General features: G+C 59.7%; 15 protein-coding genes and 1 tRNA gene. 7 read left to right on the forward strand and 9 right to left on the reverse strand.

Annotated elements, in window-relative coordinates:
* Positions 1–67: 67 nt before the first annotated feature.
* Genes cysT through ABNT42_RS12585 form a run of 4 tightly spaced genes read left to right on the forward strand, consistent with a single transcriptional unit; the run spans position 68 to position 3,826 of the window.
* Positions 68–934 (forward strand): sulfate ABC transporter permease subunit CysT, encoded by an 867-nt coding sequence (gene cysT, locus ABNT42_RS12570; protein WP_348697418.1) that lies wholly within the window; start codon positions 68–70, stop codon positions 932–934.
* The gene (gene cysW / locus ABNT42_RS12575; RefSeq protein ID WP_348697420.1) at positions 931–1,821 is read left to right on the forward strand and encodes a sulfate ABC transporter permease subunit CysW; all 891 of its coding nucleotides are present in this window, start codon (positions 931–933) and stop codon (positions 1,819–1,821) included. The genes cysT and cysW overlap by 4 nt, the downstream gene beginning before the upstream one ends.
* 2 nt (positions 1,822–1,823) lie before the next feature.
* On the forward strand, positions 1,824–2,894 hold the full coding sequence (locus ABNT42_RS12580; protein WP_348697422.1) for a sulfate ABC transporter ATP-binding protein: 1,071 nt from the start codon (positions 1,824–1,826) through the stop codon (positions 2,892–2,894).
* Positions 2,891–3,826 (forward strand): CysB family HTH-type transcriptional regulator, encoded by a 936-nt coding sequence (locus tag ABNT42_RS12585; RefSeq protein WP_348697424.1) that lies wholly within the window; start codon positions 2,891–2,893, stop codon positions 3,824–3,826. Before ABNT42_RS12580 ends, ABNT42_RS12585 begins: the two co-directional genes overlap by 4 nt.
* Positions 3,827–3,952: 126 nt before the next feature.
* Here ABNT42_RS12585 and ABNT42_RS12590 read toward each other — a convergent pair whose 3' ends face one another.
* The 8 genes from ABNT42_RS12590 to ABNT42_RS12625 all read right to left on the reverse strand — a co-directional run bounded on the left by ABNT42_RS12590 (position 3,953) and on the right by ABNT42_RS12625 (position 11,446).
* The gene (locus ABNT42_RS12590; protein WP_348697426.1) at positions 3,953–6,322 is read right to left on the reverse strand and encodes a TonB-dependent receptor; all 2,370 of its coding nucleotides are present in this window, start codon (positions 6,320–6,322) and stop codon (positions 3,953–3,955) included.
* A gap of 156 nt (positions 6,323–6,478) precedes the next feature.
* The gene (locus tag ABNT42_RS12595) at positions 6,479–6,826 is read right to left on the reverse strand and encodes a type II toxin-antitoxin system ChpB family toxin (RefSeq protein ID WP_348697428.1); all 348 of its coding nucleotides are present in this window, start codon (positions 6,824–6,826) and stop codon (positions 6,479–6,481) included.
* The gene (locus ABNT42_RS12600) at positions 6,820–7,071 is read right to left on the reverse strand and encodes a PbsX family transcriptional regulator (RefSeq protein WP_348697430.1); all 252 of its coding nucleotides are present in this window, start codon (positions 7,069–7,071) and stop codon (positions 6,820–6,822) included. The genes ABNT42_RS12595 and ABNT42_RS12600 overlap by 7 nt, the downstream gene beginning before the upstream one ends.
* Positions 7,072–7,174: 103 nt before the next feature.
* The gene (locus tag ABNT42_RS12605) at positions 7,175–8,221 is read right to left on the reverse strand and encodes an aldo/keto reductase (RefSeq protein WP_348697432.1); all 1,047 of its coding nucleotides are present in this window, start codon (positions 8,219–8,221) and stop codon (positions 7,175–7,177) included.
* A 24-nt stretch (positions 8,222–8,245) separates the two neighbouring features.
* The gene (locus tag ABNT42_RS12610; RefSeq protein WP_348697433.1) at positions 8,246–9,286 is read right to left on the reverse strand and encodes a quinone-dependent dihydroorotate dehydrogenase; all 1,041 of its coding nucleotides are present in this window, start codon (positions 9,284–9,286) and stop codon (positions 8,246–8,248) included.
* 35 nt (positions 9,287–9,321) lie between these two features.
* Positions 9,322–10,050, reverse strand: coding sequence for an arginyltransferase (locus tag ABNT42_RS12615; protein ID WP_348697434.1), 729 nt, complete (start codon positions 10,048–10,050; stop codon positions 9,322–9,324).
* 89 nt (positions 10,051–10,139) lie between these two features.
* On the reverse strand, positions 10,140–10,868 hold the full coding sequence (gene aat, locus ABNT42_RS12620; protein WP_348697436.1) for a leucyl/phenylalanyl-tRNA--protein transferase: 729 nt from the start codon (positions 10,866–10,868) through the stop codon (positions 10,140–10,142).
* Positions 10,865–11,446, reverse strand: coding sequence for an NUDIX hydrolase (locus tag ABNT42_RS12625; RefSeq protein ID WP_348697437.1), 582 nt, complete (start codon positions 11,444–11,446; stop codon positions 10,865–10,867). Before ABNT42_RS12625 ends, aat begins: the two co-directional genes overlap by 4 nt.
* A gap of 171 nt (positions 11,447–11,617) precedes the next feature.
* Here ABNT42_RS12625 and ABNT42_RS12630 point away from each other — a divergent pair.
* The 3 genes from ABNT42_RS12630 to ABNT42_RS12640 all read left to right on the forward strand — a co-directional run bounded on the left by ABNT42_RS12630 (position 11,618) and on the right by ABNT42_RS12640 (position 12,592).
* Positions 11,618–11,694 (forward strand) — tRNA-Met (locus ABNT42_RS12630).
* 192 nt (positions 11,695–11,886) lie between these two features.
* Entirely contained in the window at positions 11,887–12,267 is a 381-nt protein-coding gene (locus ABNT42_RS12635) for a type II toxin-antitoxin system RelE/ParE family toxin (protein WP_348697439.1), read from the forward strand.
* A complete protein-coding gene (locus ABNT42_RS12640) occupies positions 12,245–12,592 on the forward strand; it encodes a helix-turn-helix domain-containing protein (protein WP_348697440.1) in 348 nt (115 codons plus the stop codon). The genes ABNT42_RS12635 and ABNT42_RS12640 overlap by 23 nt, the downstream gene beginning before the upstream one ends.
* A 49-nt stretch (positions 12,593–12,641) precedes the next feature.
* Here ABNT42_RS12640 and ABNT42_RS12645 read toward each other — a convergent pair.
* The coding region (locus ABNT42_RS12645) for a T6SS immunity protein Tli4 family protein (protein ID WP_348697441.1) at positions 12,642–13,219 on the reverse strand (578 nt) is incomplete at its 5' end.

Raw genomic sequence — 13,219 nt, forward strand, 5'->3', positions numbered from 1 at the left:
TTTGGATTATGAAGCATCAGTGAGAATATGACGCCCTTATAGAAGAATTTGTAATAAGGGAGCATCTATGTCTGCAGTTCTCGCTGCGCCCGCGCTAGTCAAGCAGGGCGCACCATTCCGCGTCATGCCGGGCTTCCGGCTGTCGCTGGGGTTCACGATCCTGTATCTGACCCTGATCGTGCTGATTCCGCTGTCGGCGGTTTTCCTCAAGACCTTCACCCTGAGCTGGGACGGCTTCTGGCATGCCGTCACCAACGAGCGCGTGATGGCATCCTACCGTCTGACCTTCGGCGCCTCGCTGCTGGGTGCCGCCATCAACGCCGTATTCGGTCTGGTGGTGGCATGGGTGCTGGTACGCTACGAATTCCCCGGCAAACGCATAGTCGATGCACTGGTCGATCTGCCGTTCGCGCTGCCGACCGCGGTGGCCGGCATCACGCTGACGGCGCTGTATTCGGCCAACGGCTGGTTCGGCCGCGTGCTGGAGGGGCAGTTCGGTCTGAAAGTGGCGTTCACGCCTATCGGTGTGGTGATTGCGCTGACCTTCATCGGCTTGCCGTTCGTGGTGCGTACCGTACAGCCCGTGCTGGAAGACGCCGAACGCGAACTGGAAGAAGCGGCCGCCAGTCTGGGCGCCAGCGCGCTGCAGACCTTTACCCGCGTGGTATTTCCCACCATCCTGCCATCGCTGATGACGGGTTTTGCGCTGGCGTTTGCTCGTGCCACCGGCGAATTCGGTTCGGTGATTTTCATCGCCGGCAATATGCCGATGATTTCCGAGATCACGCCGCTGTTCATCATCACCAAGCTGGAACAATATGACTATGCCGGTGCGACGGCGATCGCCGTGGTGATGCTGGTGGTGTCCTTCCTTATGCTGCTCAGTATTAACCTGCTGCAGGCCTGGGCACGCGGCAAAGGAGGCAAAGCATGAGCGCCTTGCCGAATACGCCTGTGCGTCGTGGCGAACTGCCTTCGCCACCGCAGATACTGGAACCGCGCTGGGTACGCGGTGTGCTGATCGCCGTGGCGCTGACCTTCCTCACGCTGTTCCTGTTTGTGCCGCTGGTGGCCGTGTTTGTCGAAGCCTTGCGCAAGGGCTGGGATGCCTACGCGGCGGCCATCGTGGAAGAAGATGCGCTGGCAGCGATCAAGCTGACTTTGCTGACGGCCGTGATCGCCGTGCCGCTGAATCTGGTATTCGGTGTGGCGGCATCGTGGTGTATCGCCAAATTCGATTTCCGCGGCAAGAGCATACTGCTCACGCTGATCGATTTGCCGTTCTCCGTTTCGCCCGTAATCTCCGGTCTGATTTACGTGCTGCTGTTCGGCGCGCAGGGCTGGTTCGGGCCGTGGCTGCAGGAACATGAAATCAAGATTCTGTTTGCCGTGCCGGGCATCGTGCTGGCCACCATCTTCGTTACCTTCCCATTCGTGGCGCGCGAACTGATTCCGCTGATGCAGGCACAGGGCAGCGAAGAAGAAGAAGCGGCCATCGTACTGGGCGCGTCGGGCTGGGATACCTTCCGTCGTGTCACGCTGCCGAATATCAAATGGGGTCTGCTGTATGGCGTGATTCTGTGTAATGCCCGTGCCATGGGCGAGTTCGGTGCCGTGTCGGTGGTGTCCGGCCATATCCGCGGCGAAACCAACACCATCCCGCTGCAGGTAGAGATCCTCTACAACGAATACAACTTTGCGGCCGCCTTTGCCGTGGCTTCCCTGTTGGCGCTGCTGGCACTGGTCACGCTGGCACTGAAAACCTTTGTCGCCTGGCGCCTGAATGAAAATCGCGCGGACGATGTTCGCACTACGGAGTAATCATGACGATAGCAGTTAAAAACATCCATAAGCGTTTCGGCGAATTCACCGCCCTGAATAATGTGTCGCTGGATTTTCCGAATGGCGAACTAACCGCGCTGCTGGGGCCTTCCGGCTGCGGCAAGACCACGCTGCTGCGTATCATCGCCGGCCTTGAACATCCGGATGCCGGTCAGGTGCTGCTCGATGCGGAAGACGCTTCGCAGCGCCATGTGCGCGAGCGTCAGGTGGGTTTCGTGTTCCAGCACTATGCGCTGTTCAAGCACATGACGGTGTTCGAGAACGTGGCTTTTGGCCTGCGTGTCAAGCCGCGTGCCCAGCGTCCGTCGGAAGAGCAGATCCGCGCCAAAGTAAAGTCGCTGCTGGAACTGGTGCAGCTGGACTGGCTGGCCGACCGCTATCCGCCGCAACTGTCCGGCGGCCAGCGTCAGCGTATCGCGCTGGCGCGCGCACTGGCGGTGGAGCCGCGCGTGCTGCTGCTGGACGAACCGTTTGGTGCGCTCGATGCCAAGGTGCGCAAGGAACTGCGCCGCTGGCTGCGCCGTCTGCACGATGAATTGCATGTGACCTCGATCTTCGTCACGCACGATCAGGAAGAGGCGCTGGAAGTAGCGGATCAGGTGGTGCTGATGAACAAAGGGCAGGTGGAGCAGATCGGCGCACCCGATCAGGTCTACAACCATCCTGCTTCGCCATTCGTGTACAGCTTCCTCGGGAATGTGAACATGTTCCATGGCCGCGTGCAGGATGGCGTGCTGGCGAGTGGCGATGTCAGCTTTGCTGTGCCTGAGCAGGCCGGCCATGCGGGCAAGGGCACGGCCTATGTGCGCCCCCATGATCTGGAAATCGAACGCTATACGCCCGGTGCGGAAGGCATCGTCGTCAAGCTGCTGCGTGGTCACGCCATCGGCCCGCTGGCGCAGCTGGAACTGGAACGCGCCGATACGGGCGAACTGATCGAAGCCGTGCTGGGTAACGAGCGCTATAGCGCGCTGCAATTGCGCGAAGGCGAAACGCTGGTGGTGCGGCCTAAGCGCCTGCAGGTGTTCGTCGATGCAGGAGTGGCGATATGAATTTCCAGCAATTGCGCTCCATCCGCGAAGCAGCACGGCGCGGCTACAACCTGACGGAAGTGGCGAATGCGCTGTTCACTTCGCAGCCCGGTGTGAGCCGCCAGATCCGCGAACTGGAAGATGAACTGGGCGTGGTGATTTTCGAGCGTAACGGCAAGCGCCTGACGGGCATGACGGAGCCGGGCAAAGGCATCCTGAAAATTATCGACCGCTTGCTGATCGAAGCAGAAAATCTGCAGCAGGCCAGCCTTGAATACACGGGGCAGCAGAGCGGCACATTGAGTGTGGCCGCCACCCACACGCAGGCGCGTTATGCACTGCCGAAAGTGGTGCAGAGCTTCCGCACAGCCTATCCTGAAGTGCGCATCGCTCTGCAACAGAGCGCACCGGAGCACATTGCCGAGTGGATTTTGTCGGGCAAGACGGATATCGGTATCGCCACCGAAGGTCTGTCGCAGTTCCCAGATCTGGTGTCCTTCCCTTGCTACCGCTGGAGCCACCTGATCGTGGTGCCAGATGGCCACCCGCTGCTGGCACGCAGCCCGATCCGGCTGGAAGATCTGGCCGAGTTCCCGCTGATTACCTACGACGTTGGTTTCACGGGGCGCGGCCACATCGATGCGGCGTTTTCGCAGGCCGGCGTGAAGCCCGATATCGTGCTGACGGCGATGGACTCGGACGTGATCAAGCAGTATGTGGCGCTGGGCCTCGGTGTGGGTATCGTCGCTTCGATGGCGTTCGATCATGGCCGCGACAAGGGTATGCGGGCAGTGGAAGCGTCGCATTTGTTTGCGCAGAACACCACGCGGCTAGCGGTGCGCCGCGGCGCCTATTTGAGATCGTATGCCTACCACTTCATCCAGCAGTTCGCTCCCGAGCTGACCCGCGCCGATATTGATGCGGCAATGAATGGCGGGGAATTAGCCGCATAGCGAGGTAAGAATTTCCGCCCCCTTGCACCCCATGCAAGTACGCTAGAAGCGTTAGAAAACTGGTTCGATAAATAAAAAAGCCGGCAAGCAGGGAATTCCCGCTTGCCGGCTTTTTACGTCCCGGGCTTACCAGTTATAGGCCGCCTTGGCATAGTAGTAGCGGCCATTGAAGCCGTTCGGTGCAAAGCCGCTATACGGGTTGATGCCGTTGTTGTTCAGGTTACCGGCCGAGGTGACCTGATCGGGATAGCGGTTGGTGACGTTATCGATGCCCGCACTCAGACGCCAGTTCTTATTCAGTTTGACGCTAGTGGACAGATCCAGCACCCACTGCGGATCATAGGTCTGATCCAGCGTGGCGTTGTTCTGCGGGACCGTGAAGCTGCCGTAGCGGGTGACTACGCCACGTGCCGACCATGCGCCCCAGTTGGCATCCGTTGCCAGACTCAGTTTGTCCTTGGGCGAGCCGACTGTCAGACGGTTGATGGTCTGGCGGTCGATCAGCGTCAGGTTGTTGGCCGTGAGGATGGCCGGGTTGGCATTCACATGCTCGAGCGAGTTCTTGTTGTGGTTGTAGGCCAGCGTCAGATCGTAGCGGCCAGCACTGGCCAGATCGAGACGATAGGTGCTCACCACATCCACGCCGGTGGTGCGGGTATCGATGGCGTTGGTGAAGTAGCGGCCTGCACCCACCAGGATGTTCTGCTTGGCCAGTGCTGCCTGCAGCGCGGGCGACAGCGTCATATTGGCCGACAGGGCGATACGGTCATCGATGTCGATACGGTAGGCATCCACCGTGGTGCTCCAGTTAGTGAGCGGGGAGAACTGCAAACCGAGGCTGTAGTTACGGGCTTTCTCCGCTTTCAGCGGGGTCGCTCCCAGCGCTGCGGCGGCAGCGCTACCCACGGCGAATGTTCCCGTCTCGATCGGCGTATTCACGCCATTCACTACCGAGAAGTTGGTGGTGGTGATGGTGTAGAACTGCTGCGCCAGCGACGGTGCGCGGAAGCCCGACGAAGCCGTACCGCGCAGCGAGAACGCCTCGCTGAAGGCATAGCGCGCCGATCCCTTGGCCGAAGTGGTGCTGCCGAAATCACTGTAGCGTTCATGGCGCAGCGCGGCCGACGTGGAGAACTGGCGCGTCACATCGGCTTCCAGATTCAGGTACACCGATTCGTTATGGCGGCTGTTGCGCCCAGCATTGACGGGACGGAAGCCGGAGAAGCCCTGCGCACCCGTGCCGATGTAGGAAGCTTCGTCGCCTGCGCCGATCTCGTAGCTTTCGTGGCGTGCTTCGGCGCCTACTGCCACCGTCAGCGGGCCGCTGAAGGCTGCGACAGGATATTCGCGTGCCAGATCTACGTTGAACAGTTGCTGGGTGTTGAGCAGCTTGCCCGCGTAGAAGTGGGTCGGGCTGGCTGCGCCCAGTGTCTGGTTGACGGTGTGATCGAGGTCGAGCTGGAATTCGTTGCGGCCGTAGTTCAGGCTGACGTCCCAGCGCCATCCGGCAGCTTCGCCGCGCAGACCCGTCACCAGCGAGGTGTCCTGCGATTCGCTGTTCTCCAGCGGCAGGAAGCCTTCCGGATACAGCGGGGTGCGCTGGGCGCCACTGACTAGCGCAGTGCGCCACGTTGCCGCAGCAGAGGTGTTGCGTTGGCCATAGTTGGCGAAGGCGTACCAGTCGATATCGTCGTTGACGCGGTACTGGCTGTTGACGAAGACGCTGCGCGGGCGGGTTTCCGGATCGCCGAAGCGCTGGTTGACCTTGCCGTAGCGCGGCTCGGCCGGATTGCGGAAATCGGCACCGGCGCGGTTGGTCGGATCGCGGTCGGCCGCTTCCAGTGCCACCCGTACCCAGCCCTGATCACCAAGGTTAAAGCCGGTAGAACCACGCACGGTCAGCTGTTTGCCGTCGCGTTTCTGGTATTCGCCCACGCCCACTTCGGCATCGCCACCACCGGCACCTTTTTTCAGGATGATGTTGATCACACCGGCAATCGCATCCGAACCATACTGGGCGGCTGCACCATCGCGCAGCACTTCGATGTGATCGATGGCCGACAGGGGAATGGCATTCAGATCGACGGGGGCCGAGCCGCGCCCTTGGGTACCGTTGACGTTGACCACGGCGGAGCTATGACGGCGCTTGCCGTTCACCAGTACCAGCGTCTGGTCGGGCGACAGACCGCGTAGCTGGGCCGGACGCACGGCGTCGCTGGCATCGGCGCCCGATGGACGGGGGAAGTTCATCGATGGCAGCAGCCGTCCCAGCACGGTGGCCAGTTCGGTCGAGCCGCTAGCCTGCAGTTCGCGTGCGCCGATGATATCGATCGGCGATTCGGAATCGACGGTGCGGCGGTTCTTGGCATACGTGCCCGTAACGACGACGGATTGCAGTTCGCCTTCGGCCGGCAATTGCTGGGCGAAGGCAGGAATGACGATGGTGGAAATCAGGGTGCTTAACAGCAGGGGACGTGCAATGGTGCGGGTGCGCATGAGACGAACTTTCTACGTTGTGGATGAAGAAAATCTTACCAGCGTGCTAGCGGATTGCCCACGAATGGATATGTCTAATGATATGCAAGTTTTGGATATCGTGCTGGCGCTGCATTAAAAATCCACGTCAGCAGCCGTCCACTGCGGTCGTCGGCGCTAATCAGTAATTGCGCGCAGACGCGCGAGCGCGTCTTCAATGACGAATTCGGGCACCGTCTCTACCCGCTTGGCTTTGCGTGCTTCCAGATCGAGCATGCGGATTTGATTGACCAGAACGACGCCCTGGGTTTTGCAGCCACTGCCCGCAAGTGGACTGGCAAAACCCGCGTGACGGGCGAAATCGCCGCCCTGAGTGATAGGCGCAACCAGCACGGTGCCTAGTGCATTGAATGCGCTGGTGGACAGAACCAGTGCCGGCCGCATGCCTTGCTGCTCATGGCCTGCGGTCGGATTCAGATTGACCATTACCACATCGCCGCGCCCGAATTTGCTACGCGCTACCATGTTTCTCGGCCGACCGGTTTTGCGCTTTGCCAGGCAGCGAGATCGGCCGGCTCCGCTGCACTGGCATCGCATTGCGCCACCAACTCTGCCAGCGAGTAGGCCGGGCGCGCGGCTTTGAGAAGAACCCCATCCGGCTGGATATTGACAGAGAGTTTATCGCCTAGCGACACCTTCATGATGCCTAGCAATTCCGTGGGTAGCCGCACTGCGGCACTGTTGCCCCATTTCTGAATTGAAAGTTCCATAGATCCTCCCGTCTTGATTTGCCGAGGTCCATTGTAGGTGGATTAAAAAAATCCTGTCAAACGCTTTGTTTATACAATGTATATCCTTCGGTGGCGGAGTGGATTACTGGCCCGGATTGGTAATGCTGGCGTGGATGGCATCGACTTCGGCGATGACTTCGGCCGACAGCTTGATCTGGTAGGCGTCGATATTCTGCTTGAGCTGATCCAGATTGGTGGCACCGATGATGGTGGAGGCGACGAACCAGCGCGAGTAGCACCACGCCAGTGCCAGCTGGGTTGGCGTAAGCCCGTGGTCACGTGCCAGCTTGGCGTAGCGGCCCACCGCTTCCAGCACGGCCGGACGCAGGTAGCGCGGGCTCCAGGTCGGCGGGAAGATGGTCAGGCGGCCATGTGCCTGCGGATTGTCGTGGTACTTGGCGGTGAGCTGGCCGAACGCCAGCGGGCTGTAGGCCAGCAGGCTGACCTGCTCGCGGAAGCAGGTTTCGTCCAGCAGGCTGGTTTCGAAATGGCGCGCCGTCAGGTTGTACAGGTTCTGGATGGTGGCAATGCGCGGCAGGCCTTTCATCTCGGACTGCTTGATGAATTCGCTGACGCCCCAGCACGATTCGTTCGATACGCCGATCGCGCCGATCTTGCCTTCCTTGATCAGATCACCCAGTGCGGCCAGCGACTCTTCGATGGCGACGTGTTTGCGCTCGTTGTCGGGCTTGAACACGCTGGCGCCGAAGATCGGCACATTACGGCTAGGCCAGTGCAATTGGTATAAATCGATATGGTCGGTCTGCAGGCGCTGCAAACTGGTTTCTACGGCCGCGCGCAGATTGGCCGCATCGAAGTTCTGCTTGCCGCCCCGTACCCATGTCAGCTGCTTGTTCGGGCCGGCCGCTTTGGTGGCCAGTACCACTTTGCTGCGTGCGCCCGTCTTTTTCAGCCACGTGCCGATATAGCGCTCGGTCGAACCCTGCGTGGCGGCATTCGGCATAACGGGATACATCTCCGCTGTGTCGATGAAGTTGATGCCCCGTTCGAGCGCGTAATCAAGCTGGCTATGCGCTTCGGCTTCGGTATTCTGTTCGCCGAAGGTCATGGTGCCGAGGCAGATGCGGCTCACTTCAAGGGCGCTCTGGCCCAGTTGTACTTTGTCCATGCTGTTCCTTTTCCGGTTTGGGTCTTAGCGCTGGCGCAGCGCGTCGGCGCAGTCGCGCACCAGCGCCGGTCCTGCATAAATCAGGCCGCTATACAGTTGTACCAGCTGGGCGCCACAGGCGATCTTGGCTTTGGCGTCTTCGCCGCGCATGATACCGCCCACGCCGATAATCGGCAGCGCGTCGCCCAGTTCCGCTTTGAGCAGACGGATGATGGTGTTCGAGAACTCGAACACGGGTGCGCCGGACAGGCCGCCCGTTTCGGCGCCGTGCAGCATGCCCGTGACAGCATCGCGGTTGAGCGTGGTGTTGGTGGCGATCACGCCATCGATGCGGTGGCGGATCAGCGCGTCGGCGATGTTCTTCACCTGCTCGCCGTCCATGTCCGGGGCGATTTTCAGGGCCAGCGGCACATAGCGCTTGTGCTGGTCGGCCAGACGCGACTGGGCCTCTTTCAGCTGGCCCAGCAGGCCATCGAGTTCCGAGCCGCCCTGCAGCTGGCGCAGGTTCTTGGTGTTCGGCGAAGAGATATTCACCGTCACATAGCTGGCGTAGGGGTAGACTTTTTCCAGACAGTGCAGGTAGTCGTCCGCCGCGCGTTCGATTGGCGTATCGGCGTTCTTGCCGATGTTCAGGCCCAGTATGCCCAGCTTGTCCTGATAGAAGCGCGACGACTGTACGTTGGCCACAAACGCATCCACACCGCCATTGTTGAAGCCCATGCGGTTGATGACGGCGTGCGCTGCCGGCAGGCGGAAGATACGTGGCTTGGGGTTGCCCGCCTGCGGACGCGGCGTCACGGTACCCACTTCGATCGAGCCGAAGCCCAGTGCGGCCAGCCCGTCGATGTAGGCGCCATCCTTGTCCAGACCGGCGGCGAGGCCGACCGGATTGTTGAACGTCAGTCCCATCACAGTGCGCGGATCGGCCGCCGGTTTGCTGATCAGGCTGGTTAGACCCAGCGCGTGAGCGCGTTTCAGCGCAGGCAGGGTGAAGTTGTGGGCTGCTTCCGGATCCATGGAAAACAGCAGAGGACGGGTTAGGGAGTACAGGGAGTGTGCGGACATGGGCAGGGCTCGGTTGATGTTTAGCCCGTATTTTATCAGGCGTCCAGCACGCTCCAGTGGCCTTTGATGCGCGCTTCCAGTGGCTGGAAGTTGGTTTTGTAGGACATTTTCGGACTCTGGCGTATCCAGTAGCCCAGATACACATAGGGCAGCTGCAGGTCCTGCGTCTGGGCAATTTGCCACAGAATGTTGTAAGTGCCGTAGGAAGCACCGGCCACATCGGGGTCGAAGAAGGTGTAGACAGAGGACAGACCGTCGGACAGCACATCGATGATGCTGACCATGCGCAGCGTGCCGTCGGCATCGCGGAACTCCACCAGCCGCGTGTTGACGCGGCTTTGCAGCAGAAACTGGGCGTACTGGTCGCGGCTATCCTGATCCATGCCGCCGCCCGCATGGCGGCGGTTCTGGTAGCGCAGATACAGTTCGTAGTGCTCGTCCGAGAAGGCCAGTGCCGCCACCGAGGCGATCAGGTCGCTGTGGCGCGCCCAAGCGCGGCGCTGGTTACGGTTGGGCTGGAACTGCTGGCTGACCACGCGCACGGGGATGCAGGCCTGACAGCCATCGCAATATGGCCGGTAGGTGAAGATGCCGCTGCGGCGGAAACCGTTGCGCACCAGTTCGGAATACACATCGGCGTTGATCAGGTGCGAAGGCGTGGCTACCTGCGAACGAGCCTGCCGTGCATCGAGATAGCTGCACGGATAGGGCGCTGTCGTATAAAACTGCAGCGTGGCAAATGGCAATTCGTTGAGTTGCGTCATGCACGTCCTGTCGGGCACGGTTCGGTTGGAATCCATGATAGCGCAAGCGGCAGGTTTGCGCTGTCGCTTGCGCTATGCGTATGGCTAGCTTAACTGGCTGCGGGCAGCGGTGCAATCACTTGCCAGTCGCGGATCTGCGGCAGCGTGATGCTGTGGCGTAGATGCGCCAGAAACGCCGCGCGGCTGATAGGGGCGGCGCCCAGCGAGGCCAGATGGCCCGTCTCCTGCTGGCAGTCGATCATCTGCACGCCATGCTGGCGCAGGAAGGCCACCAGATAGGCGAGGGCGATCTTGGAGGCATCGGTGACGCGGGCGAACATCGATTCGCCATAAAACATCTGCCCGATCGATACGCCATAGGCACCGCCCACCAGTTGCCCGTCCAGCCAGACTTCGGCCGAGTGGGCGTAGCCGAGCCGGTGCAGGCCGCAATAGCCGGCGATGATGTCTTCCGAAATCCACGTGCCGGGGCCGTCTTTGCGCGGTGCGGCGCAGGACCGCATCACTTGCTCGAAGGCGCTGTCGAAGCGCACTTGCCAGCGACCACCGGCCAGCCGGTCCTTTTCCACCTTGCGCAGGGTTTTTCTGAGGCTGTCGGTGATGCGGAACTGTTCCGTCTTCAGCACCATGCGCGGATCGGTGCTCCACCACAGGATGGGCTGGCCTTCCGAGAACCATGGGAAGATGCCGTGCTGATAGGCCAGCAGCAAACGCTGGGGCGACAGATCGGCACCGGCTGCCAGCAGGCCGGGCGCGTCCTGCGTCAGCGCCGTGCTAACGTCAGGGAAGGGCGTATCGTGGTCTAGCCAGGGGATCACTTGGTGGCGGCGTCCGAGCGCATGGGGCGGGTCAGATCCTGCGTGTGGAAACCGTAGTCGCCACCGGCGCGGATTTTGGCGCGATCGGCAAAGAACAGTTCCAGTGTGGTCTGAATGGTGGGGAAAGCCAGATCGTCCCACGGGATTTCGTTCTCGCTGAACATCTGCACGTCGAGGCTTTCTTCGCCGGGGGCGAAATCCAGATTCTGCAGGGTTGCCAGATAGAACATGTGCACCTGATGGACGCGCGCGACGTTGAGCAGGGTGTACAGCTTGCCTAGCGTGACGTTGGCACCGGCTTCCTCGCGGGTTTCGCGCAGCGCTGCTTCGCCCGTGGTTTCATCGTTTTCCATGAAGCCGGCCGGCAGCGTCCAGTAGCCATAGCGCGGCTCGATGGCGCGCTTGCACAGCAGCACCTTGAGCTCGCCATCCTGTTCCCACACGGGCACCGTGCCCAGTACCATTTTCGGATTCTGGTAATGGATCGCGTCGCAGCTATCGCAGACGTAGCGGGGGCGGTTGTCACCTGCCGGAATCTTCAGACTGACAGGGGAGGCGCATTCGGAACAGAATTTCATAGAGGATAGCCAGCGATAGTAAGGATGCTCACGCCAGCTACTTTACACTGAATGGGACCGCTACGGCATGGCCGCGAGGGGCTTATGGCTGCATTTATTCGGGCTATCGTCAGCGATTTCAGGATTAATATTGCCTAAACTGCTGATCTAGCCTATAATACTCGCATCAGACGCGGGGTGGAGCAGTCTGGCAGCTCGTCGGGCTCATAACCCGAAGGTCACAGGTTCAAATCCTGTCCCCGCAACCAAATTCCAAGCCGTTGATATCGTCAGGTATCAGCGGCTTTTGTCTTTTCCAGCCAGTTTTTTCTCCCATTTTTCGTTTTCCGCTTGAGCTTTCACCAGCGTTAGTATGAGCGACGGCAATAAGCTGTTAGCCACGATGACTCTTACGTGCTATTGCACTATGTGCTATGGTTACTTCGGCTGGAGAAAAACGCGTGTTCAAAACTAAAACCTTTGCCCGTTGGGCAGGAGGCCTGTTATCGGATGCGGTCTTATGCTTGGCTGCTAGGGAGGTCGCTGCGGGGATCTGGGATGCAGACTTAGGTGGTGGCGTATGCAAGAAGAGAGTAGCGGTTTCCGGACATGGTAAGCGGGGTTCCACGCGAGTACTGATTGCAAAGAGAAGTGCGTATTCGATTGTGTTTCTGACAGGCCGCAAGAAGAGTGATGCTGGCTATGATTTTAGCCTCGTTGAAGTTGAGGTGGCGAGAATGGTTGCGGCTGGTTTTCATACGCTCAATCCCGACCAGCTAGATAGTCTGGTGCTGGCAGGAAAACTCGAGGAGATTTGTGATGGCAAAGATGAGCCCAAATGATGGGGCGCAGCGACGGGTTCTGAGCGAGTTGCTCGAGACTGCACAAGGATTGAATCAGAGTGGATTGCTCTCCAAAAAGGATCTCTGCCTGATTTCTCACCTATGCTCCACACCGCCGCAATATCCGCCTGGTCGGGTGATGGAAATCAGAGTAGAACATGCCCGTATGAGTCAATCAGTATTTGCAGCGGTACTCAATGTGAGTGTATCGACAGTGCAGAAGTGGGAATCGGAAAGTGCGCATAAGCATCCGACTGGTGCGGCGGCGAAGCTGTTACAGCTGATTGAAACAAAGGGCATCGAAGCGTTGCTCGCGGTGGCGTAAGGTTAAGGGGCGAAATTGCTGTCAGTGCGTTCGTGGCGCGTACTGAGTTCTAATGGTAGGGACGGATTTGTAGTGTTGAAAGGAGTTTGTCCCAGAGCGCCACGGCCTCGGTGTCGTTCAAGCTGGTATGGACGGCGCCCTGACGGTTGCCTTTGACGCCAGTATTAAGTTCGATGTCGAGGCGGGTGTAGTAGCGATCGTTCTTCGCACCGCTGCTGGTAAAGTGGAATTCATGCGATTCAGTAGCAGTTTTCTGCGGCGGCAAGTGAGCCAGCACTTCCGAGCCTTTCCAGTGCGCGATCTGGCGCGGCGCGCGGCGCAGAAAGTCGACTCTTGAGTACCATGTGCCAGGACCGTGGGGTGTGTCCTCCTGTGCCTCTTTCATCCGGTCTTCGATATCGTCACCTTCGACGAGGAAGTCTCCGTTTTTTAAGGACATGATCGAGAGATGGACATCCGGGAATTCTTTCAATCGGACACCGATTGAGGCTTTTTCATAATCGTATTCAGACTTGGCAAATCCACCTTCTGTTAGTTTGCATTTGATTCTGACCCGTAATTTGCACCGAATTCTGACCCGCTCTTCGGATGATTTCTTCGGATTTATTGGGGTACTAAATTGTGCTT

This window comes from Duganella fentianensis (assembly GCF_964031615.1).
Taxonomy (GTDB): domain Bacteria; phylum Pseudomonadota; class Gammaproteobacteria; order Burkholderiales; family Burkholderiaceae_D; genus Rugamonas; species Rugamonas fentianensis_A.

Bases quoted from the DNA above. Each gene is read 5' to 3' on its own strand.
- ABNT42_RS12590 (WP_348697426.1), bottom strand. From the start codon at position 6,322: ATGCGCACCCGCACCATTGCACGTCCCCTGCTGTTAAGCACCCTGATT.
- ABNT42_RS12615 (WP_348697434.1), bottom strand. From the start codon at position 10,050: ATGACGCAACTCAACGAATTGCCATTTGCCACGCTGCAGTTTTATACG.
- cysW (WP_348697420.1), top strand. From the start codon at position 931: ATGAGCGCCTTGCCGAATACGCCTGTGCGTCGTGGCGAACTGCCTTCG.
- cysT (WP_348697418.1), top strand. From the start codon at position 68: ATGTCTGCAGTTCTCGCTGCGCCCGCGCTAGTCAAGCAGGGCGCACCA.
- ABNT42_RS12610 (WP_348697433.1), bottom strand. From the start codon at position 9,286: ATGTCCGCACACTCCCTGTACTCCCTAACCCGTCCTCTGCTGTTTTCC.
- ABNT42_RS12585 (WP_348697424.1), top strand. From the start codon at position 2,891: ATGAATTTCCAGCAATTGCGCTCCATCCGCGAAGCAGCACGGCGCGGC.
- ABNT42_RS12640 (WP_348697440.1), top strand. From the start codon at position 12,245: ATGGCAAAGATGAGCCCAAATGATGGGGCGCAGCGACGGGTTCTGAGC.
- ABNT42_RS12595 (WP_348697428.1), bottom strand. From the start codon at position 6,826: ATGGTAGCGCGTAGCAAATTCGGGCGCGGCGATGTGGTAATGGTCAAT.
- ABNT42_RS12580 (WP_348697422.1), top strand. From the start codon at position 1,824: ATGACGATAGCAGTTAAAAACATCCATAAGCGTTTCGGCGAATTCACC.
- ABNT42_RS12600 (WP_348697430.1), bottom strand. From the start codon at position 7,071: ATGGAACTTTCAATTCAGAAATGGGGCAACAGTGCCGCAGTGCGGCTA.
- ABNT42_RS12605 (WP_348697432.1), bottom strand. From the start codon at position 8,221: ATGGACAAAGTACAACTGGGCCAGAGCGCCCTTGAAGTGAGCCGCATC.
- ABNT42_RS12625 (WP_348697437.1), bottom strand. From the start codon at position 11,446: ATGAAATTCTGTTCCGAATGCGCCTCCCCTGTCAGTCTGAAGATTCCG.